The organism is Pseudomonas sp. AC242, from assembly GCF_979258655.1.
In genome coordinates this window covers 2,263,139-2,286,066 of the sequence record NZ_OZ409873.1, presented here as the reverse complement: position 1 = coordinate 2,286,066, position 22,928 = coordinate 2,263,139, and the positions used below count along the sequence as shown (strand labels likewise).

Sequence of the window (22,928 nt, the reverse complement as noted above, 5' to 3'; positions counted from 1 at the left end):
CCCGGGCTTTTTCATTTGTGCGTCTCTTTTGCATTTTTGTGCGACACATCCCCTTTCAGGACTCCCGCAAGGCTCTGACACGGTGTTAGGTTGTAAGCGTATGTGTCTCAACCTTGAGACACGCCTAACTCACTGCCCTGCAAAGGAATGCCCTTCGTAATGAATGTCCCTTTCAAAAAACTGGCTGCCACCACGTTGATGTTGGCCGGCCTTGCCGTGTTCACTGCGCCCGCGCAAGCCAATATCACCCCACAACAGAGCGCTGAAATCCTCAAGACCTACAGCGCCGACAAAGCCACTGATTTCCGCCAGTTCATCGGTAATCTGGGCAAGAGCGATCTGGCGAAAACCGCCGACATTGGCTCGGCGATTGGCGCGTACCTTGATAACAAGACCCTGACCGCCGAGCAGCAGAACGAAATCTATCGTCTGCTGGGTATCTACACGCGCGCGAAATACAGCGCCGCCGCCACCGAAACCCTGCGCGAACTGGTCGAGATCCCGACTTATCGCAAGGACGGCGTCGAACAGCACGACAACCCGGAATTCACTAAGATCGCGGCGAAGATTCAGAGCCTTGCCGAGTCGTTCAATCTGAAATTCCGCAACATCGACAATCGTGTCTACGAGATCTCTCTCGACGGTAGCGGCGACGAAGTGGTTGGCATTCATGCGCACGCTGACGTGGTACCGGTGACACCGGAAAACTGGGTGCTCAAGGATGGCACCCGCCTCGACCCGTTCAAGATCACTCTGATCGGCGACCGCATGTACGGTCGTGGCACCGAGGATGACAAGAACGGCATCGTGGTTACGCTGTATGCCATGAAAGTCATCAAGGAAGAAAAGCTGCCGCTGGTGCGCAACTTCAAGCTGTTGGTCGACACCACTGAAGAAACCACGGGCGACGCGATTCCCTACTACTTCGAACGCAATCCGACACCGAACTACAACCTGGCGCTGGACGGCGGTTACCCGGTGGTGATTGCCGAGAAAGGCTACGGCACCGTCATGGCCAACTTTGCCAAGCGCAAAGGTGCAGGCAAAGGTGCGGAAATCATCTCGATGACCGGTGGCCTGGCGACCAACCAGATTCCATCAGCGTCTGTCGTCACCCTGGTCACCGACAAGCCTGCGGAGCTGGCCGCCAGTCTGCAGAAGGCCGGTGACGAGTTTGCCAAGCGTAATGGCGGCGATTTCCAGGTGAATGCCAAGGTTGATGGCAAAGACGTCAAGCTGACCGTGACTGGCGTATCTGCGCACTCCTCCGAGCCAGAGTCCGGGGTCAACCCGGTCGCGCGGATGCTGGTCTTTATCAATAGCCTTGATGGCAAAGTCGCGTTCAAGCAAAACCACATCACCGATGCCGCGCGTTACGCCGCCGACAACTGGGGTCTGGATTACCTCGGTAACAAGCTGGGGGTCGGTTTCTCCGATGCTTTCATGGGGCCGCTGACAACGTCGTTGACCTACGTCGGAATGGATGACAAAGCCTTCAAACTCGCGGTCAACCTGCGCGTGCCGAAGGGCAAGTCGCCGGAGAAGCTCAAGGCTGAAATCGCTGAGAAACTGGCGGCGTGGAGCAAGAAATCCCACGTAGCGGTTGCGTTCGACTACTCGATTGCCGAGCCGATGTACCGCAATCCTGAGGGCGAATGGGTCAAGGCACTGTTGGCGGTTTCGACAGAAAACCTCGGCATGAAACACGAGTTCGGCACTTCCGCCGGCGCCACTTCGGTGCATGAACTGCCGAATGGCGTGCAATTCGGTTTGGCCATGCCAAATGTGAAGTACACCGGTCACACTGATGGCGAGTTCAAGACCGTGGAGCAATTCCAGCTGGATCTGCAGATCGTGACGGAAATGATCGGACGCATCGGCCAGTTGCCGAAACTCTGATCACATTGCCGAACCCGCCGCCATGGCGGGTTCGGCATTTTTAATCCCCGCGTAATCCCCGCCGCGCAGCCTCGCTCCTGACTTTTGCAGGTCAGGCAACAGAGAATTGCCGTCAGAGAGATTGATAGCCACCTAACGAAAGGTGCATGCTAGAGGGCTCGTTCGGGTCTTATATCATTCCGAATGATAGTTACCTTTGCTTCATTCGATTCGTGCCATCACACCCCGCCGAGCATCATCCGCCCATCTTCAATACATTGGCGGATGCATCCATGGAACAGTCACTCAAACATTTGCGCTTCCCGTTGGCCATGTTGGCCGTACTGGTGATGAGCGCCTGCGGCAAGACTCCGGAGACTGCCGCCACTATGCCCGCTGCGAAAGTCAGCGTGGCCAAGGTGATCGAACAACCGGTCAACGAGTGGGACGAATTCACCGGGCGCCTCGAAGCGCCAGAAACCGTTGAAATCCGTCCACGGGTCTCCGGCCAGATTGACGAGGTGGCTTTCACCGAAGGCGCACTGGTCAAGAAAGGCGACCTGCTGTTCCAGATCGACCCGCGTCCGTTCCAGGCTGAGGTGCGCCGCCTCGAAGCATTGGTCGCCCAGTCCCGCGCCAACGCCACCCGCAGTGAAAACGAAGCCGGACGTGGTGAGCGTCTGCGCGCCAGCAACGCCATTTCCGCCGAACTGGCCGACTCGCGCACCAGCGCTGCACAGGAAGCCCGCGCCGCCGTCGGTGCCCTGCAAGCGCAACTGGATCTGGCCAAACTGAACCTCAGCTTCACCCGCGTGACCGCGCCGATCAGTGGCCGCGTCAGCCGTGCCGAAATTACCGCAGGTAATCTGGTAACCGCCGACACCACGCCACTGACCAGCGTGGTTTCCACCGACCGTGTCTACGCCTACTTCGACGCCGACGAGCGCGTGTTCCTCAAATACACCCAACTCGCCCGTAACGGTCAGCGCGGTGCCACCACTCCGGTGTACATGGGCCTGTCCAACGAAGACGGCAACCCGCACCTCGGCCAGATGAACTTCGTCGACAACCAGGTCAACCCGAAAACCGGCACCATTCGTGGTCGCGCGGTGTTCGACAACCGCGACGGCACCTACACCCCAGGCCTGTACGCACGCCTGAAACTGGTCGGCAGCGGTACCTACAACGCCATGCTGATCAACGACGAAGCGGTCGGTACCGACCTCGGCAAGAAGTTCGTGCTGGTGATGGATGCGGACAACAAAACCGCGTACCGCGCCGTCGAACTGGGTCCGAAAATCGAAGGCCTGCGCATCGTCCGTAACGGCCTGAACAAGGACGACACGATCATCGTCAAGGGTCTGCAACGGGTTCGCCCTGGCTCACCGGTCACTCCTGAAGTGGTGCCAATGGCCAGCGAACAGACCATCGCGGCACTCGCTCAACAACGTCAAGCGCTGGAAGCCAGCAACCTGCCCAAAGTCGCCCCTGCCAAAGGTGCGTCCGGTTCGGTTGTGAAGCTGGCTGCTACGACCCCACGCGGTTAAGGGACGACAACTCCGATGAATTTTTCCCAATTCTTCATTTCACGGCCGATCTTCGCAGCGGTGCTGTCGCTGTTGATCCTGATCGCCGGTGCGATCTCGCTGTTCCAGCTACCGATCAGCGAATACCCGGAAGTCGTGCCACCGACCGTGGTGGTACGTGCCAACTTCCCGGGCGCCAACCCTAAAGTCATCGGTGAAACCGTGGCCGCTCCGCTGGAGCAGGCCATCACCGGCGTCGAGAACATGCTGTACATGTCCTCGCAGTCGACCGCCGACGGCAAGATCACCCTGACCATCACCTTCGCTCTGGGCACTGACCTGGACAATGCGCAGGTGCAGGTGCAAAACCGGGTGACCCGTACCGAACCGAAGCTTCCCGAGGAAGTGACGCGCATCGGTATCACCGTCGACAAGGCCTCGCCCGACCTGACCATGGTTGTGCACTTGACCTCCCCGGACAAGCGCTACGACATGCTCTACCTGTCCAACTACGCGATCCTCAACATCAAGGATGAGCTCGCTCGTCTGAACGGTGTTGGTGATGTGCAGTTGTTTGGTATGGGCGATTACTCGCTGCGGGTCTGGCTCGATCCGAACAAGACCGCTTCGCGCAATCTGACCGCAACGGATGTGGTCACCGCGATTCGTGAGCAAAACCGCCAGGTCGCGGCCGGTCAATTGGGTGCGCCCCCTGCCCCGAATGCCCAGAGCTTCCAGCTGTCGGTCAACACGCAGGGCCGTCTGGTCAGCGAGGAAGAGTTCGAGAACATCATCATTCGTGCAGGCGACGACGGTGAAATCACTCGTCTCAAAGACATCGCTCGCGTTGAACTCGGTTCCAGTCAATACGCCCTGCGCTCGTTGCTGGACAATCAGCCGGCGGTAGCCATCCCGATCTTCCAGCGTCCAGGCTCCAATGCCATCGACATCTCGAACGACGTTCGGGCGAAAATGGACGAGTTGAAGAAAGGCTTCCCGCAAGGCATGGACTACAGCATCGTCTATGACCCGACGATCTTTGTGCGCGGCTCGATCGAGGCGGTGGTTCACACCCTCTTCGAAGCACTGATTCTCGTGGTACTGGTGGTGATCCTGTTCCTGCAAACCTGGCGCGCCTCGATCATTCCGTTGGTGGCGGTGCCGGTATCGTTGATCGGTACGTTTGCGGTGATGCACCTGTTCGGCTTCTCGCTCAATGCGCTCTCGCTGTTCGGCCTGGTGCTGGCCATCGGTATCGTGGTGGACGACGCCATCGTGGTGGTGGAGAACGTCGAGCGCAATATCGAGCTCGGATTGAATCCGGTCGAAGCCACCAAGCGCGCCATGCGTGAAGTGACCGGCCCGATCGTTGCCACGGCTCTGGTGCTGTGTGCGGTGTTCATTCCGGCGGCCTTCATCTCCGGTCTCACCGGGCAGTTCTACAAACAGTTTGCACTGACCATCGCCATCTCGACCGTGATCTCGGCGTTCAACTCGCTGACCCTCTCGCCAGCACTGGCCGCTGTGTTGCTGAAAAGCCACGACGCACCGAAAGACCGCTTCTCCAAAGTGCTCGACAAGATCTTCGGTGGTTGGCTGTTCCGTCCGTTCAACCGCTTCTTCGACCGCGCCAGCCATGGCTACGTCGGTACGGTGGGCCGGGTTATCCGCAGCAGCGGCATCGCCCTTCTGCTCTACGCCGGTCTGATGGTCCTGACCTTCTTCGGTTTCTCCAGCACGCCGACCGGTTTCGTACCCGGCCAGGACAAGCAATACCTGGTGGCCTTCGCACAACTGCCGGATGCTTCGAGCCTGGATCGCACCGAAGACGTGATCAAGCGCATGTCTGATCTGGCGCTGAAACAGCCAGGCGTGGAAAGCGCCGTTGCGTTCCCGGGTCTGTCGATCAACGGTTTCACCAACAGCCCGAACGCCGGCATCGTCTTCGTGACGCTGAAACCGTTCGACGAGCGTAAAGACCCGAGCATGTCCGCCGGTGCAATTGCCGGTGCCTTGAACGGCCAATATGCGAACATTCAAGAGGCGTACATGGCGATCTTCCCGCCACCGCCGGTACAAGGTCTGGGCACCATTGGTGGTTTCCGTCTGCAAATCGAAGACCGGGGCAACCTGGGCTACGACGAGCTGTACAAAGAAACCATGAACATCATCAACAAGAGCCACAGCGTGCCGGAACTGGCGGGCCTGTTCACTAGCTACACGGTGAACGTGCCACAGGTCGATGCCGCCATCGACCGTGAAAAAGCCAAGACCCACGGCGTGGCCGTCAGCGACATCTTCGACACCCTGCAGATCTACCTGGGCTCGCTGTATGCCAACGACTTCAACCGTTTTGGGCGCACCTATCAGGTCAACGTTCAGGCCGAACAACAGTTCCGCCTCGAATCCGATCAGATCGGTCAGCTGAAAGTGCGCAACAACAAAGGCGAAATGATCCCGCTGGCGACCTTCATCAAGGTCAGCGACACCTCGGGCCCGGATCGCGTGATGCACTACAACGGCTTCATCACCGCAGAAATCAACGGTGCGGCAGCTCCCGGTTACAGCTCCGGCCAAGCCGAGAAAGCCATCGAGAAACTGCTGAAAGATGAACTGCCGAACGGCATGACCTACGAGTGGACCGACCTGACCTACCAGCAGATTCTGTCCGGCAACACCGCGTTGTTCGTGTTCCCGCTCTGCGTACTGCTGGCGTTCCTGGTACTCGCCGCTCAATACGAAAGCTGGAGCCTGCCATTGGCGGTAATCCTGATCGTACCGATGACCCTGCTGTCGGCCATCACCGGCGTGATCATCTCGGGGGGTGACAACAACATCTTCACCCAGATCGGTTTGATCGTACTGGTCGGACTTGCCTGTAAGAACGCGATTCTGATCGTCGAGTTTGCCAAGGACAAACAGGAAGAAGGCCTCGACCCGCTCGCTGCGGTACTGGAAGCCTGCCGTCTGCGTCTGCGGCCGATCCTGATGACTTCCTTCGCGTTCATCATGGGTGTGGTGCCGCTGGTGTTTTCCAGCGGTGCCGGTGCCGAGATGCGTCACGCCATGGGTGTGGCAGTGTTCTCCGGGATGCTCGGGGTGACCTTCTTCGGTCTGTTGCTGACACCTGTGTTCTACGTACTGATCCGTAACTTTGTCGAACGCGGTGAAGCCCGCAAAGCGGCCAAAGCTCTGAAACTGGAGGCGCAACAATGAGTCTGAAAGTCTTCCTGCCGAGTCTGCTGGTGCTGGCCCTCAGTGCCTGCGCCGTCGGCCCCGACTACAAGACCCCAGCCACGGAGGCGGCCAACATCACGGCCGTCACCGACGGCGCCGCCGGGCAAAAGAACTTCGACCGCTCGAAATTCGAAGGCATCTGGTGGCAGCAATTCGACGATCCGACCCTCAACCAGTTGGTGACCCAATCGCTGCAAGGCAACCGTGAACTGCGCGTGGCGTTCGCCCGCTGGAAAGCCGCCCGGGCGATCCGCGACGACGCCAGCAACGATGCGATGCCGACCATCACCAGCCGCGCCAGCAGTGATCTGGCCAAGGGGCAAATCCCTGGCCAGACCACCGACCGGGTCAATAGCGAACGCTATGACCTCGGTCTGGACATGGCCTGGGAGCTGGACCTGTTTGGCCGCATCCAGCGCAATCTGGAAGCCAGCAACGCCGACCAGCAAGCGGCCGAAGCCGATCTGTATCAACTGCAAGTCACCATGATTGCCGAACTGGTCGATGCTTACGGTCAACTGCGCGGTGCCCAGCTGCGCGAAAAGATCGCCGTGGCCAACCTGAACAATCAGGTGGAGTCGCGCAAGATCACCATCAGCCTGCGAGACGCCGGTGTCGGTGATCAGCTCGATGTCGAGCGCGCCGATGCGCGTCTGGCCAACGTTGAAGCCACCGTGCCGCAGTTGCAGGCGGAACAGGTTCGGCAGAAGAACCGCATCGCCACCCTGCTCGGTGAGCGTCCGGACAAGCTGACCGTCGATCTGAGCCCGAAAGACTTGCCGGCGATTGCCAAGGCCTTGCCGATCGGAGATCCGGGCGAACTGCTGCAGCGTCGGCCGGACATTCTCAGCGCTGAACGCAATCTGGCTTCGGCCACGGCGCGTATCGGCGTGGCGAAAGCCGATCTGTTCCCTCGGGTCAGCCTTAGCGGCTTCCTCGGCTGGACGGCCGGGCGTGGTTCGCAGATCGGTTCCTCGGCGGCCAACGCCTGGGCACTCGGCCCGAGCATCACGTGGGCGGCGTTCGACCTTGGCAGCGTACGCGCCCGTTTGCGTGGCGCCGATGCTGAAGCCGAAGGCGCACTGGCGACTTACGAGCAACAAGTGCTGCTGGCCCTGGAAGAGTCGGAAAACGCTTTCAGCGATTACGGCAAACGCCAGCAACGCCTGATCTCGCTGATCCGTCAGAGCGAATCGAGCCGCAAGGCTGCCGACCTGGCTGAAATTCGCTATCGCGAAGGCACGACTGACTTCCTCGTGCTGCTCGACGCTCAACGTGAACGGTTGAACGCCGAAGACAGTCAGGCCCAGGCCGAAGTTGACCTGTATCGCGGCATTGTCGCGATCTACAAGGCCCTTGGCGGCGGCTGGCAACCGGAGACTGTTGCCAGCAAGTAATCGATTGTTAAAGAGCTCCTTTGGTTGGCCGCAACCAACCAAATTTTTTGCCCCGCGTATCATTCGGTCGCGGGGCTTTTTTATGCCTCGAAAATCACACCCTCTTCTGTAAGAGCTGCCGCAGACTGCGATCTTTCGACTTTGCTTTAAAGGAGCAGATCAAAAGATCGCAGCCTGCGGCAGCACCTACAGGGATCAGTTTTCCAGCACGGTGACGGTCGCTGTGGTGCCCGCACGCAAATGGTTTTTGCCGGCGTAGTCGCCATCGATTTCGATCCGTACCGGCACCCGCTGCGCCAGTTTCACCCAGGTGTAACTCGGGTTGATGTTCGCCAGCAGCCGACTGCCCGGCGCGTTCTCCCTGTCGGCAATGGCGAAGGCAATGCTCTGCACCGTACCGCCGAAGGTCTCCCCACTCATCAATTGCACCCGCACCCGAGCGCCCTCACCGATTCGCGGCAGTTTGGTTTCTTCGAAATAACCGCTGATGTAGAACGAATCACTGTCGACCAGCGCCAACAACGCGCCGCCACTCACTGCGTAGTCACCTTCGCGAGTCAGCAGGTTAGTGACATAGCCACTGACCGGTGACTCGACGCGGGTGCGCTGCAAGTCCAGTTCGGCCTGAGTCATCGCGGCAATCGCCAACTGCACATTGGCTTCGGCCAGGCCGAGATTGGCCTGATTACGTAAAAGATCGGCCTGGGCCACCGCTACATCGGTACTGGATTTCTCCCACTCTTCCCCGGAAATCGCAAAACCCTGCTTGAGCGTACGCCGCCTACGCTCTTCGCTTTGCCGCTGTTTGAGCAAGGCTTCACTGGCAACGATCGCCGCTTGCGACTGGCCCAGCGTCGCCTTGGCCACTTCCACTGAACGTCGCGAATGCTCCACCGCCAACCTGTAACGCGCCGGGTCGATCTCCATCAACAGTTGCCCCTTGTCGACATGCTGGTTGTCCTGCACCGCCAGCCTGACAATGCGCCCCGAGACATCCGCCGACAGCGTCACCACATCCGCCCTCACCCGGGCATCGCGAGTCCACGGTGCGCGGGTGTAATGCTCCCAGGCGAACCAGCCGAGCACGATCGCCAGCAACACCACCGCCAACGTGATCAATCGCGTGAATAACACTTTCAAGGCATCAGGCTCCCATCAGCAAAATCAGCGTGGCACAGACGCAGGCATATAGGGCGCCTTCGAACAGCGCTTCATGCCAGACCAGGCGCAGCACACCCAGACGCCGCAATCCCCAGTCGAGCAGCATGAATATCGGTATGGCCAACAATAGCGCCTGGGCAATGGGCGGCAGGTAGACACCGCCAATCTCGAAATCAATGGGCAAGGGCTGCTTCTCCTTCCGGGACAGATTGCTGGATGGCGTCACCGTGGCGCTGCAGGAATGACACGACGATCAACAGGGCCACGCGCATGCGAAACAACGACCACACATGCTCATGACTGGCGACGTGCAATTCATCCAGTTCGTCGCCCAGTGTGTGCAGCGTGGTCAGCAGTGGCGCCAATTGCACATCCTGACGCCCGGCGACAAAACGCCCGGTTTTGCGCACGGCCGAAGCAAGACGCTGATTGAAGGTGTCTGTCAGCAGCGCATTGTTGTGTGCCTGCTGACGCAGTTGATGCATCGCCACACCCAGCGCAACACACGCCAGGCTGATTTCGTAAAGTTGCTGCATCGCGCGGCTGTTCACCGCCGGCAGCAGGCCGAGCATGCTGGTCAGACGATCGACCATGCGGCTTTCGAAGGCGAACTGTTGTTCATCGGTCGCGGGGGTTTTGGTTAGCGCATACACCTGCTCGCGCGCTTCGTTGTACAAGCGACGAAGGCGCCACGCCGGGCGAAACGGGAAAATCCACGCGTAAACGATCAGGGCGAGCATGGCTGCACTGACGTAGGCGCCGGCGAATTCGAACCATTGAATCGCCGTGTTCTGCCCGGTACCGACATTCTGTGGGCCAAGCATGAGAAAGCTCGACAATCCCAGGCCCATGCCGATTCCTGCCGTGGCCGGGCTGGCCAGGCCGATTGCGATCACATACAGCAGCGGCGCCAACGCCAATGCCAACAGTTCGAAATCACTGATCGCCGGCACCAGCATGAATTGATAGAACGCCGAGACCACCAGCGCGAGCCCCAAGCCTCGGGCGTAACTTTGCGCGGCCATCAGTGGACGCGGGAAAGTAGCCATCAGCGAACAGAGGATTCCCACCAGAATCATCCCGCCCCGCGCACCGTCCCACGCGGTTTCGATCCAGATCAACCCGGCCACCAGCAACGCAGTGAAAGCGCGAATCGCGTTCATCGACGCCAGGGTGAAGTCCAGATGCAACGGGCTGACCTGACCGCGATAGAGGCAACTGGCCTCGCGCCCTTCCTGGATGGCATCGCTCAATTCGAGGATTTGCTCCAGTTGCTGCAACAGCCGCGCCTGTTCCCAGCGCAGCGCCCAGGCCAGCGAACGTAGCGTGGCACTCATGTCTTCAGTCAGTTGTTCGGCCTGATAAGCGAGCGCCTCGAACTGATGCTGCAGCGTGATAAACCGGTGACGTGTGGGCTCGGGCAATGATCGCCCCTGCTCCGCCAACTGATCGAGGAGCGCCAGTTCGTCCGCACGCAGTCGCTGGATATCCAGCGGCAGCTCCCCCTCCCAACGTTCGGTGAGCAGTTCGCGTTGATGGCGCAGCGCGGTCAATCGCGAGGTCAACAGCATCAGTTGATTGCCCAACAGCAGCACCAGATGGTTGGCGCTGCGCAATCGTGGTGCATCGAAATACAAGTGTCGCCGCAAGCCTTCAAGTGCGCTGATCTCCCCCAGCAGTTGCATTTGCCGGCGCTGGAAATCGGCCTCGCTTTCTTCCGTGCGAAGCACCGCCGCTGCGTGGCTGGCGGCCAGTTTGATCACTTGATCGACTTTGGCGAAATAACCCTTGGCCACCGCTTGCGGGCGCGCTGTCAGCAGGCTGACGACACACACGCACGCCACGGCCAGCAAGGTTTCAGTCACGCGGGTAACCGCCAGTAAAAACGTACCGTCCTGATCCGGAATCGCCAGTAACGCCACCACCACGGCAGTGTAACCACTGAGCACAAATGCTTGAGAGCTGGTGTAGCGCAGCAACGTACCGCCCGCCGTGCACAGCGCCAGCCATAGGGCCAGAGTGGTAATGAATGGCAGCGGTGCCTGGGGAAAGATCGCCATGATCAACACCGCCACCGCCGCCCCGAGGGTCGTACCGATCACCTGACCGAAACTGCGCGCCAGTGCCATCCCGGCCAACGGCTGGCTGACGATGACTACCGCCATGATCGACCACTTGGGCTGGTCGAGATCGAACAGGAACGCCAGATACAGCGTCAGCAACCCCGCCGCAATAGTTCGCAGGGCAAACAGCAGGACGGCCTGACCGGGATGGATCACGGCCTTGAAATAATTGAACAGGGCTTGCATGGGCACACTCATCGAAGCGACTTCTGCAAGCGTAGACACTGCATCGAAAGCCTGACGGGTAACTGAGTCGACGCAGCTTGTAGGGCGATTCGCATGCACAGGGTTTGACTCGTGGCCCGCGCTGACCGAAGCTTGCCGTTCTGCTCAAGAACGCCTGTTTCGGAAACCTGCATGCCTCAGTCGCGCCGCTACCTGCTTATCAGCCTGGGCCTTGTGCTTGTCGTCATTGTCGCGTGGTTGTCCGTGCGCAGCACCGTGCCGGTCATACCCGATGCGATCAAACACGGCTATAGCGAAGCGCTGGATGCCGCCCGCAAGGGTCAACCGGGCGCGGCGCGTCAGCTATATCAACAGCTGGGCCGTCCGGACATCTCGGTCAAGCGCCGCGTGTGGCTGCATGGCGAGCTGCCTAACTATCCGAGTCCACAGGCGTTGAAGCTGGCCGACACCGACCTGCAAAACGAATCCCCAGCCGTGCGGCTGGCGGCGATCAAAAGCGTGGTGGGGCTGGTGCCAGGCGGGCAACGCAGCCTGTTGCTCGGGCCAATGCTCGATGATGAAGATCGAACCGTGCGCTTTGCCGCCATCAACGCTCTGCTCGGCTTGACCCCGGATGAACTGGGTCTGTACTTCGCACCGCTGCAACAAGCAATCGACGGCTGGGAACAAACGCTCAAGGCGCAACCGGAAAGCGCCGCCAACTACGCGCAAATCGCTCGGCTGCATCTACACAACGCCGAACTCAAGGAGGCGCAGGTCGCGCTCGATAACACCCTGCGCCTGGAGCCCGGCAATCTGCAGGCGCTGGTGATGCAGATCGATGTCCTCGACCGCCAGGGCCAGACCGACGCCGCCCGGCAATTGCTGGGGCAACAACTCAAAGCGCAACCCGATTCTGCTTACCTGCAACATGCTCTGGGTCTTTGGCTGTTACACCACGATCAGCGCGAATACGCCCTGCTCGGCTTGTCCAAAGCCGTCGAACTTGAGCCAGACAACAAGGATTACCGCTACGACCTCGCCACCACCCTGCACAGCGCCGAAGAACTGGAAGCGGCACAAAAGCAATTGCAGGAAATCGTCCAGCGCCACCCCGCTGACCGCAAGGCGCGGGTCTTGTTGATCAACTACTGGAAAGAAAGCGGTCAACTGCAGAATGTGCAGATTCTGTTGGCGCAACTGGAACAACTCAACCCGGATGACCCGGCCTTGCAGCAAGGCCTCTGACCCACTTTCGACAGCTCTTTCGACACATCTCGCAAGGAATTTCGGAACTGCCATCACGCCAAAGGGTCAAGTTAATCAGGCCGCGTGATTCTGTTGGCGGCCTCGCTTCCCTTAGTCATGAGAGGGCATTTTTTGTCTACTTCTAACGAGTTGATCAGTGCGAAAGCCGCTACCGGCATTGTGGGTCTGGACGACATCCTGGCCGGTGGTTTGTCTCGCGGTCATGTTTTCTTGCTGGAGGGTGAACCCGGTACCGGCAAAACCACGGTCGCTTTGCATTTTCTCCTGGCCGGCGCGAAAGCCGGCGAACGCTCGTTGTACATCACGCTCTCGGAAACCGAGCGCGAACTAAGGCAAGGGGCGTCGTCCCACGGCTGGACGCTGGATGACAACATCAAGATCTTCGAGCTGACGCCCCCGGAAAGCCTGCTCAATGCCGAGCATCAGCAGAGCCTGTTGTATTCCTCCGACCTGGAACTAGGCGAAGCCACCAAGCAGATTTTCGAAGCAGTCGAACGCTTCAAGCCGACGCGCGTGGTGCTCGACAGCCTGTCGGAGATCCGTTTGCTGGCGCAGAGTTCGTTGCGTTATCGCCGACAGATTCTGGCGATCAAGCATTACTTCGTGCGCTACAACGCCACCGTATTGCTGCTTGACGACCTGACCACCGAGTCGCTCGACAAGACTGTGCACAGCGTTGCTCACGGGGTCATTCGCCTCGAAGAGCTGACACCTAACTACGGCGCCGAGCGCCGACGCGTGCGGGTGGTCAAGTACCGCGGCCAGAAGTATCGCGGTGGTTTCCATGACTTCACCATCATGGGCGATGGCGTGCATGTATTCCCACGACTGGTGGCGGCCGAACATCGCGGCGAGTACGCGCGATTGCAACTCTCGAGCGGCATCCCGGAAATGGACGCGCTCCTCGGCGGCGGCATCGAGACCGGCTCCAGTACGCTGATTCTCGGCCCTGCCGGTACCGGTAAATCGCTGATCTCGATGATCTTCGCTGCCGCTGCCGTACTACGCGGGGAAAAAGCCGCGCTGTTTATCTTCGATGAAGAACTCGGCCTGCTGTTTGAGCGGATGAAAAACATCGGCATCGACCTGAAAGCCTTGCAGGCCACCGGCAATCTGTTGATCGAACAAGTCGACGCCGCTGAACTGTCGCCAGGTGAGTTCTCCCATCGCGTGCGACGCTGCGTCGATGAAGGTCAAATCAAAACCGTGGTCATCGACAGCATCAACGGCTATCAGGCGGCAATGCCGGAAGAAAACGCGCTGGTGCTGCACATGCACGAGTTGTTGCTGTACCTGAACCGCAAAGGCGCGGCGACGTTCATGACGGTCGCCCAGCATGGTCTGGTCGGCGACATGCAAGCGCCGGTCGACATTACTTATCTGGCTGACACGGTGATTCTGTTGCGCTACTTCGAAGCACTGGGCAAAGTCCGCCGCGCGATCTCGATCATCAAGAAACGCACCGGCAGCCACGAATCGACCATTCGTGAATACCGCATTTCCACGCAAGGCATGACCATCGGTGAACCGCTTGAAGCCTTTCAAGGCGTGCTGCGAGGCGTCCCCACCTACCTCGGCGCGAGTAATCCGCTGTTGCAGGAAGAACACTTGTGACGGTTCAGGTGCCGCTGGCCGAACGGGCGCTGATTCTGGCGCCGGTGGGTCGCGACAGCCAGATTGCGCTGATGATCCTCAACGAGGCCGGCTACAGCGGACTCGTCACGCCAGGTCTGGATTCGCTGTGCACGGAGCTTGAACAGGGTGCCGGTCTGGTGCTGGTCGCCGCCGAAGCCTTGCGCGGACCGGAACTGGAAGCGCTGTTCCTGCACCTGGAGCAGCAGCCGGCGTGGTCGGATCTGCCCATTGTGCTGTTGACCCATCACGGCGGCCAGGAACAAGGCCCCTCCTCGCGGTTGAGCGATCTGTTGGGCAACGTGACATTCCTTGAGCGACCGTTCCATCCCGCGACACTGGTCAGTATGGTGTCCGCCGCATTGCGCGGCCGACGACGACAGTACGAGGCCCGCGACCGGCTGGTTGACCTCAGTGAAAGCGAACGACGTCTGCAATCGACCCTGGAAACCCTTGAACAACAGGTCGAAGAGCGCACCGCACAACTGCGGCACAATGAAGAAGCCCTGCGCCAATCGCAGAAAATGGAAGCGGTCGGCCAACTCACTGGCGGTATCGCCCACGACTTCAACAACATGCTGACTGGCATCATCGGCAGCCTGGAGTTGTTACGTCGGCGCCTGGCCCGTGGACGTCTGGACGACCTCGACAGCCTGATCGATCTGGGCGTGACTTCGGCCAACCGTGCCGCCAGTCTGACCCACCGCCTGCTGGCATTTTCGCGTCGGCAATCACTCGATTCAAAAGCTGTGCAGATGAACACCCTGGTGCTGTCCATGGGTGAACTGCTGCAACGCAGCCTCAACGAAAGCATTCAACTGGACATGCGCCTCAACGACAAGTTGTGGGTCGCAGAGGCCGACCCCAATCAACTGGAAAGTGCCCTGCTCAACCTGGTCATTAATGCCCGCGACGCCATGCCCGACGGCGGCAAACTGGTGGTCGAGACCAGTAATCAGGTACTCAAGCGCGAATTCACCGAGGCCTACAGCAATCTCGAACCCGGTGATTACGTGATGCTCAGTGTCACCGACAACGGCAGCGGCATGCCGCAAAGTGTCATCAACCGTGCGTTCGATCCTTTTTTCACCACCAAACCGATTGGTCAGGGCACCGGGCTGGGCCTGTCGATGATCTACGGGTTCAGCAAGCAGTCCCGTGGCCATGTCTCGATTCACAGCGAGATCGATGAAGGCACCACGGTAAAACTTTATCTGCCGCGCTTTCGCGGTGAAGAACTGTCCAGTCCAGACTCGGCTATTCAACAAGCCCCGAATGCGCTGGACGGCGAAACCGTGCTGATCGTCGAGGACGACCCGGCAGTGCGCGTGCTGGTCTGCGCGGTGCTCGGTGAGTTGGGCTATGCCTTTGTCGAAGCCTGGGATGCTGACAGCGCCGTGCCGATTCTGAATTCGACGCAGCGTATCGATCTGCTGATCAGCGATGTCGGCCTGCCGGGCATGAACGGCCGGCAGCTGGCAGAAGTCGGCCGCCAATATCGTCCGGGGCTGAAGGTTCTGTTTATCACCGGCTACGCCGAGCACGCCGCAGTGCGTGGCGGGTTCCTCGATTCGGGGATGCAGATGATCACCAAACCGTTCACTTTCGACCTGTTGACCGCCAAAGTGCGGGAGATGATCGAAAGCTGAAACCGCTGAAACTGTAGGAGCTGCCGAAGGCTGCGATCTTTTGATCTTGTTCTTGATCATCAACATCAAAAGATCGCAGCCTTCGGCAGCTCCTACAGGGCTTTACGCGAGCAATTCCTGAATCTTTTCCTGCAACACATCCAGGTCGAATGGTTTTTCCAGGATCGGCGCCTTGCGTGTGATCGGGCTGCCGGTTTCGCGGATTTCCTGCGGATAGCCGCTGATGAAAATCACCTTCAGGTCCGGGCGCAATTTGACGGCCGGTTCAGCGATCTGCACGCCGGAGATCCCGCCCGGCAAACGGAAATCGGTGATCAACATGTCCAGATGTGGCTTGCGCGCAAGAATCTCGAACGCCTGCTCGCCGTTTTCCGCCTGCAACACGCGATACCCCTGCCCTGACAAGTAATCCGTCAGGACCATCAAGATAACCGGTTCGTCCTCGACGACGAGTACTACATCTTGTGCATCTACGCTCATGGGAAGCCTTTGTTCAGTCAATAGCTGCTGATACGACCGTACGGTCAATCAGAGGTTGCGTCGGATGTGCCGTTTTCCTGAATTGGCAGACAAACGCGAAACAGGGCGCCTTCGTTGATTTCACTCTCGACGACGATGGAGCCGCCATGGGCGGCGACGATCTGCTCGGAAATGAACAGACCCAGCCCGAGCCCGGCCACTACCGTCTTGGCGGAAACCCGTTCGAACTGTTGGAAAATACGTTTCTGATTCTCTTGGCTGATGCCGATGCCACGGTCCTGCACCTCGACCCGCGCCTCATCACCTTCACGGTAAACCCGCACCTGAATCGGGCTGCGACCACCGTAACGCAGGGCGTTGGTCAGCAGATTGGACACCACCTGCTCGATGCGGAACTCGTCCCAATGGCCTTCCACCGGTACAGGCGCGGTGAACGACACTTCGGTTTCAGAAGCTTCGATCTGTGCCGCGAAGTTTTGCAGCAGGTTGCTCACCAGTTGCACCAGATCGAAACGGCTCGGTCGGATCGACAATTTGCCGGTGCGAATGCGTGACACGTCGAGCATGTCTTCGATCAGGCGGATCAGGCTTTTGATCTGGCGTTCATCGCGGTCGACCATGGCGTGCATCTTGTCGAGGGTGAACGCCGCAGCGTTGTCGCGGGCCAGGTGCATCTTGCGCAGCTGGGTTTCAAGGATCAGGCCATTAAGCGGCGTGCGCACTTCATGGGCGACGATGGACATGAAGTCATCGCGCATGCGCACCGCCTGCTCCAGTTCCAGCTGGGTGCTTTGCAGTTGTTGCAACAGTGCTTCCTGCTCGCGACGGGCCTGCTCCAGCGCTTCGAGCTGTTGCTTCATCGCCTTGCTCTGACGGTACAGATCGACGAAGACGTTGACCTTGCTCTTCACCGCGTGGATATCCAGCGGCTTGTGCAGAAAGTCCACTGCCCCGCTCTCGTAGCCCTTGAACGCGTAATTGAGTTCACGGCCGGCAGCGCTGACAAAAATGATCGGGATGTTCTTGGTTTTCTCGGTGCCGCGCATCAACTCGGCAAGCTCGAAGCCGTTCATGCCCGGCATCTGCACATCGAGGATGGCCATGGCGAACTCGTGTTGCAGCAGCAGCGACAGCGCTTCATCGGCCGACAAGGCTTTGTAGACAGTACGGTCTTCACGCTTGATCAGCGCTTCGAGCGCCAGCAGGTTCTCCGGCAGATCGTCGACGATCAGCAGTTTGGCTTGGATATTACTCAGCATGCGATTCGTTCCAGCTCGACAAGCAGACGGCCGATGCCGTGAATGGGTAGGACATGGTCCGGCTGCTGAATCTTCAGTGCAGCCAAGGGCATGGTGGCGACTTGCGCGTCTTCGGGGTCTTGAACGATGGTCAGGCCACCGCGGCGTTTGACTTGCGCCAGCCCGCGCGCGCCATCGTGATTGGCGCCGGTGAGCAGTACGGCGGCCAGCGACTCTCCGTAGGCGTCAGCCGCCGATTCAAACAGATAGTCGATCGATGGCCGGGAATAATGCACGCGCTCCTCAAGGCTCAGCGAGAGGCTGCGATCCTGCTCCACCGACAGGTGATAACCCGGCGTGGCGAAATACACATTGCCGGCAACGATATCCTGCTTGTCAGCAGCCTCGTGCACCGGCATGTCCACGCGGCGGGCGAAGACTTCGGCCAATTGACTGCGGCGTTCTTCGGGCAGATGCAGGACCACAACGATCGGCAACCTATAGCCTCGGCGCAGCGGTCCGAGCAGGCTCAGCAGCGCCTCGACGCCGCCGGCGGAAGCCCCGACCACAATCGCCTCGACGCGAGGTAAATCCACGGCCTCGTTCATGTTTTGCGGTAGATCCGTTCTTGTTTGACCAGCGGTTCGAACTGGTTCGCGTAACCGGAGAAATCCAGCGTTTCCTTGCTGCCCAGCACCAGAAATCCGCGGTGGCACAGCGATTCATGAAACAGACCGAAGGCACGGTCCTGAAGTTTCTTGTTGAAGTAAATCAGTACGTTGCGACAGGAAATCAATTGGGTTTCGGAGAACACACTGTCCGTCGCCAGACTATGGTCGGCGAAGGTCACGTTCTCGCACAGGCTCTTGTCGAAAATCGCATAACCGTACGCTGCCGTGTAGTAGTCGGCAAACGAACGCTGACCACCGGCCTGCTGATAGTTGGCCGTATACGCACGAACATTCTCCATGGAGAAAATCCCCTGCTTGGCCTTGTCCAGCGAGCGCGGGTTGATATCGGTGGCATAGATGATCGTGCGATCGAGCAGGCCTTCTTCGCGCAACAAAATCGCCATCGAATAGACCTCCTCGCCCGTGCTGCACCCGGCAATCCAGATCTTGATCGACGGATAGGTGCGCAGCAACGGCACCACTTCCCTGCGAATGGCGAGGAAGTGCGACGGATCGCGGAACATCTCGCTGACCGGAATCGTCAGCAATTGCAGCAACTGCATGAACGCCGTCGGATCGTGCAGGACTTTTTCCTGCAGCGCCGAAATGGTCGCGCATTCGAACTGGCTCAGCGCGTGCTGCACCCGGCGCTTGATTGAAGCGCCGGAGTAATCGCGAAAATCGTAGCTGTACTTGAGGTAAATCGCCTCAATCAACAAGCGCAGTTCGATTTCACTGTTTCGTTCAGCTGGCGTACTACGTTCCACTAAATGCGTTCCATCTTCGGTAACCACACGCGAATCAGCGAGAACAAGCGATCCAGGTCGATAGGCTTGGCCAGGTAATCATTGGCGCCCGCCTGCAGGCAGCGCTCCTGATCGTCTTTCATGGCCTTGGCCGTCACCGCGATGATCGGCAGCTTGCGCCAGCGCGGATCCTTGCGGATTTCAATGGTGGCTTCGAAACCATCCATTTCCGGCATCATCACGTCCATCAACACCAGATCGATATCCTCGACTTCATTGAGTCTTTCAATCGCCTCACGACCGTTACGGCCGATCACCACGACTGCGCCTTTGGTCTCCAGGGCACTGGTGAGGGCGAAAATGTTGCGCACATCGTCGTCCACCAGCAGCACCTTGCGACCCTCGAAGACCTTGTCGCGGCTGCGCGCGGTCTTGAGCATCTTCTGCCGTTCATGGGACAACTGCGATTCGACTTTGTGCAGAAAGAGTGTGACCTCATCCAGCAAACGCTCTGGCGAGCGTGCGCCCTTGATGATGATCGAGCGCGAGTACTTGCGCAGTTCGGCCTCTTCATCGCGAGTCAGGTTGCGTCCGGTATAGACGATGACCGGCGGGAACGAGCAGATGTCCTCGGTGGACATGCGCTTGAGCAGGTCATTGCCGAGCATGTCCGGCAATTTCAGGTCGATGACCATGCAGTCGTAGATCGTCGTGCGCAGCAGCTCCAGCGCGTCCTGCGCGAGGCCGACGGCGGTGATTTCGATGTCTTCGTCGCCGATCAGTCGGGCAATGCTCTCGCGCTGCAAGTCGTCGTCCTCGACCAACAGCACGCGTTTGACCTTCTGGGTCAGCTTGGCCTCAAGACGGGCGAACACGTCCTTGAGCTCTTCGCGGGTGGTCGGTTTGACCGCGTAACCGATCGCACCCATGTGCATCGCCGCTTCGACGCGGTCCTCGACGGAAATCACATGCACCGGGATGTGCCGGGTTCCGGCGTGTTCCTTCAGACGCTGCAGCACGGTGAGGCCGGAGTGATCCGGCAGACGCATGTCGAGCAGGATGGCATCCGGGACGAATTCTTTGGCCAGGTCGTAGCCCTCGTCCGCGCCATGAGCCACCAGGCACTGATAGCCAAGCTCATGCGCCAGATCGTAGAGGATATGCGCAAAGTTCGGCTCGTCTTCCACCACCAGAATGCAGCGCGTGGCGAATGGCGCTTTGTTACGGTCATCGGCGAAGCGCGGAATGTGCACCGGCGTCAACGGCGAAACAACCGGCGCCAGTGGCACGCTGGCCACCGCCGCTGGCGGGGTAAAGGTCAACGGAGCGAACGGCACTTCATTGGTCTCGTCGAACTGCTGCGGCAACACCAGCGTGAACACACTGCCCTGCCCCGGCGTACTGCTGACGCTGATCGAACCGCCGAGCAAGGTCGCCAGATCCCGCGAAATCGACAGGCCCAGACCGGTGCCGCCGTACTTGCGGTTAGTGGTGCCGTCGGCCTGGCGGAAGGCTTCGAAAATGCTTTCCTGCTGATCGGCAGCAATGCCAATACCCGAATCGCGCACGATGAACGCGACGCGATCATCCGGCTGGCCGGCAATGGTCAGGCTGACTGCGCCCTTCTCGGTGAACTTCACGGCGTTGGACAGCAGGTTCTTGATCACCTGCTCCAGACGCTGACGGTCGGTGTAGAGCATGCCCGGTGCGCCAGGTTGCAAATCGACACTGAAGGTCAGCTGCTTGTCTGCCGCCAGAGGTTCGAACACGCTGCGCAGACCATCGGCCAGACGCGCCACGCTGGTGTTCTCCGGAATCACTTCGAGCTTGCCCGCCTCGACCTTGGAGATGTCCAGAATATCGTTGATCAGGTTGAGCAGATCGTTGCCGGCGGAGTAGATCGATTCGGCAAACTTGACCTGTTCGGCGCTGAGGTTGTCTTGCGGGTTCTCCGCCAGCAGCTTGGCCAGAATCAGCGAACTGTTCAGCGGTGTGCGCAGTTCGTGGGACATGTTGGCGAGGAATTCGGATTTGTACTTGCTCGAGCGCTGCAATTCTTCGGCGCGTTCTTCGAGTTGTACCTGGGCCTGGTTGAGTTCGGTGTTCTTCAGGTCCATGGCGTCGCGCTGTTCGGCCAGAGTCTGGGCCTGCTCGGCGAGTTGCTCGTTGGTCTGCTCCAGTTCGACCTGCTGGGTTTCCAGATGCGCCTGGGATTCCTTGAGAATCCGCGACTGCTCTTCCAGTTCTTCGTTGGCGGTTTTCAACTCTTCCTGCTGCACCTGCAACTCTTCGTTGAGCTGCTGGGTTTCGGCCAGCACTTCCTGCAAGCGCTGACGGTAGCGCGCAGCTTCGATGGAGGTGCCGATATTGCCGGCAATCAGTTCCAGCAATTCGATATCGCGATCCGTGAGCGGCCGCAGGAAACCCAGTTCGATCACGCCATTGACCCGGTCGTCATCGCTGGTCGGCACTACCAGCACACTGTGCGGCAAGCCCTCGCCCAGCCCAGAACTGACTTTGAAGTAGTCCGACGGCACCGAATCCAGACGGATCAGCCGCGCCTGTTGCGCCACCTGGCCGACAATGCCTTCGCCGCTGTAAATCGACTGATCTTGTTCTTCCTGCTCGCGAGAGAAGCCGTAAGTGGCCACCCGCTTGAGGCCGCCATGTTCTTCACGCACGTACAGCGCGGCCACGGCGGTGCCCAGGTATTGCGCGCAGAACTGCAGAATATTGCGCCCCAGCAAGTTCAGCGTCAGTTGCCCCAGCACCTGCTCGGCCAGCTCGGTCTGACCATTGCGCAACCACGCCTGCTGCTCCAGACGTTCGGCACTGGCTTGCTGTGCGGCAAGGTTGGCGCTGTAGTTGGTCGACAGATTGACCAGATCACGACGGCCGATATAGGCCAGCAAGCCGCTGATACCAGCGATGAAAATCAGGTAGAGGCTGATGCTCCAGATCGTGGTGCGGCGCACGTCTTCATTGCGCGTCGTGCGCAGAACCTGTTCGGTTTCGATGACGTCTTCAAATTGCTTGCGGATTTCGTCCGTCAGGCGTTTGCCACGTCCAGCCTTGACCGCGCCCCGGTAATCGCCGCTGGAGCGCTGCAGATCGATCATCGATTGTGCGTAATTGGCCCACTCGATCTGCAAGGCCTGCAAACGACGCAAGCGATCGGTCTGCACCGGGTTATCGGCGGTCAGATCGAGCAAAGTACTGAGCGCCACCGCGATACGCGGTTTGGCAGTTTCGTAAGGGTCAAGGAAATGCTCGTCGCCGCTAAGCAAGAAACCGCGCATGCCGGTTTCCAGGTCCACGGTGAGCTTCACCGCTTCGTTGGCGTTATTGATCACCCGGTCGGTGTGCTCCACCCACTGGATCACCGACAGCAGATAAGTAATCAGCGACACGAAGAACACGGCACTGAGCACACCGACGCCCAAGGGCAGACTGATGTTGCGACTCAGGAGTTTACGAAACCGTTGCTCATCAACCGTAGACGGAGAGGACATGGGGCAGCCTTGTCGAACTGTTGAAAAACAGGCAGTTTGCCCCAAAACGGCGGCATGGATCCATTTTTCTCACACCTTTCGCAGCAAATTCCTACGCTCACCAGCATGTTCATGCCCCTGAACAGTTATCCTTGCGCCCCCATCTGCGGCTATGCTTTTTTTGCGTCGGGCGGGGAACTTGTGGCACTGCGCCACTTACTGATGAAGAAGCCCGGCACTTTTGATCGACCGGCGACCCTGAACT

15 protein-coding genes are annotated in these 22,928 nt (G+C 59.3%); 7 read left to right on the top strand and 8 right to left on the bottom strand.

The window, feature by feature from the left end; genetic code table 11:
• The first annotated feature begins 159 nt into the window (after positions 1-159).
• The 4 genes from ACZZ0A_RS10385 to ACZZ0A_RS10370 all read left to right on the top strand — a co-directional run bounded on the left by ACZZ0A_RS10385 (position 160) and on the right by ACZZ0A_RS10370 (position 8,038).
• Positions 160-1,899 carry a dipeptidase gene (locus tag ACZZ0A_RS10385; RefSeq protein WP_463542987.1) on the top strand — a complete coding sequence of 580 codons (1,740 nt, stop codon included), beginning with the start codon at positions 160-162 and terminating at the stop codon, positions 1,897-1,899.
• Between the two features lie 272 nt (positions 1,900-2,171).
• Positions 2,172-3,425: a multidrug efflux RND transporter periplasmic adaptor subunit MexE gene (gene mexE, locus ACZZ0A_RS10380; RefSeq protein ID WP_007914931.1), complete on the top strand. Its 1,254-nt coding sequence runs from the start codon at positions 2,172-2,174 to the stop codon at positions 3,423-3,425.
• Positions 3,426-3,440: 15 nt separating this feature from the next.
• The gene (locus ACZZ0A_RS10375) at positions 3,441-6,620 is read left to right on the top strand and encodes an efflux RND transporter permease subunit (protein WP_463542986.1); all 3,180 of its coding nucleotides are present in this window, start codon (positions 3,441-3,443) and stop codon (positions 6,618-6,620) included.
• Positions 6,617-8,038 (top strand): efflux transporter outer membrane subunit, encoded by a 1,422-nt coding sequence (locus tag ACZZ0A_RS10370; RefSeq protein WP_007914935.1) that lies wholly within the window; start codon positions 6,617-6,619, stop codon positions 8,036-8,038. Before ACZZ0A_RS10375 ends, ACZZ0A_RS10370 begins: the two co-directional genes overlap by 4 nt.
• A 195-nt stretch (positions 8,039-8,233) precedes the next feature.
• On the opposite strand, the gene ACZZ0A_RS10365 is transcribed toward ACZZ0A_RS10370, so the two are convergent.
• The 3 genes from ACZZ0A_RS10365 to ACZZ0A_RS10355 are packed head-to-tail and all read right to left on the bottom strand — an operon-like array spanning position 8,234 to position 11,508.
• A complete protein-coding gene (locus ACZZ0A_RS10365) occupies positions 8,234-9,178 on the bottom strand; it encodes an HlyD family efflux transporter periplasmic adaptor subunit (protein ID WP_463542985.1) in 945 nt (314 codons plus the stop codon).
• A gap of 4 nt (positions 9,179-9,182) precedes the next feature.
• Complete coding sequence (locus ACZZ0A_RS10360; protein ID WP_007914938.1) at positions 9,183-9,383, bottom strand: DUF1656 domain-containing protein; 201 nt, start codon at positions 9,381-9,383, stop codon at positions 9,183-9,185.
• A complete protein-coding gene (locus tag ACZZ0A_RS10355) occupies positions 9,373-11,508 on the bottom strand; it encodes an FUSC family protein (RefSeq protein ID WP_463542984.1) in 2,136 nt (711 codons plus the stop codon). The genes ACZZ0A_RS10360 and ACZZ0A_RS10355 overlap by 11 nt, the downstream gene beginning before the upstream one ends.
• Positions 11,509-11,679: 171 nt before the next feature.
• Between ACZZ0A_RS10355 and ACZZ0A_RS10350 the strand changes: the two genes are divergently transcribed.
• The 3 genes from ACZZ0A_RS10350 (at position 11,680) to ACZZ0A_RS10340 (ending at position 16,037) form a co-directional block, all read left to right on the top strand.
• On the top strand, positions 11,680-12,735 hold the full coding sequence (locus tag ACZZ0A_RS10350; RefSeq protein WP_463542983.1) for a tetratricopeptide repeat protein: 1,056 nt from the start codon (positions 11,680-11,682) through the stop codon (positions 12,733-12,735).
• A 132-nt stretch (positions 12,736-12,867) separates the two neighbouring features.
• Entirely contained in the window at positions 12,868-14,370 is a 1,503-nt protein-coding gene (locus ACZZ0A_RS10345) for an ATPase domain-containing protein (protein WP_007914943.1), read from the top strand.
• Positions 14,367-16,037: an ATP-binding protein gene (locus ACZZ0A_RS10340; protein WP_007914944.1), complete on the top strand. Its 1,671-nt coding sequence runs from the start codon at positions 14,367-14,369 to the stop codon at positions 16,035-16,037. The genes ACZZ0A_RS10345 and ACZZ0A_RS10340 overlap by 4 nt, the downstream gene beginning before the upstream one ends.
• A gap of 102 nt (positions 16,038-16,139) precedes the next feature.
• Here ACZZ0A_RS10340 and ACZZ0A_RS10335 read toward each other — a convergent pair whose 3' ends face one another.
• The 5 genes from ACZZ0A_RS10335 to ACZZ0A_RS10315 are packed head-to-tail and all read right to left on the bottom strand — an operon-like array spanning position 16,140 to position 22,684.
• Positions 16,140-16,517 (bottom strand): response regulator, encoded by a 378-nt coding sequence (locus ACZZ0A_RS10335; protein ID WP_007914945.1) that lies wholly within the window; start codon positions 16,515-16,517, stop codon positions 16,140-16,142.
• Positions 16,518-16,561: 44 nt separating this feature from the next.
• A complete protein-coding gene (locus ACZZ0A_RS10330) occupies positions 16,562-17,776 on the bottom strand; it encodes a hybrid sensor histidine kinase/response regulator (protein ID WP_463542982.1) in 1,215 nt (404 codons plus the stop codon).
• The gene (locus ACZZ0A_RS10325; protein ID WP_007914949.1) at positions 17,770-18,363 is read right to left on the bottom strand and encodes a chemotaxis protein CheB; all 594 of its coding nucleotides are present in this window, start codon (positions 18,361-18,363) and stop codon (positions 17,770-17,772) included. The genes ACZZ0A_RS10330 and ACZZ0A_RS10325 overlap by 7 nt, the downstream gene beginning before the upstream one ends.
• Positions 18,360-19,193: a CheR family methyltransferase gene (locus ACZZ0A_RS10320; protein ID WP_007914952.1), complete on the bottom strand. Its 834-nt coding sequence runs from the start codon at positions 19,191-19,193 to the stop codon at positions 18,360-18,362. Before ACZZ0A_RS10320 ends, ACZZ0A_RS10325 begins: the two co-directional genes overlap by 4 nt.
• Positions 19,193-22,684 carry a response regulator gene (locus ACZZ0A_RS10315; protein WP_007914954.1) on the bottom strand — a complete coding sequence of 1,164 codons (3,492 nt, stop codon included), beginning with the start codon at positions 22,682-22,684 and terminating at the stop codon, positions 19,193-19,195. The genes ACZZ0A_RS10320 and ACZZ0A_RS10315 overlap by 1 nt, the downstream gene beginning before the upstream one ends.
• Between the last annotated feature and the right edge of the window lie 244 nt (positions 22,685-22,928).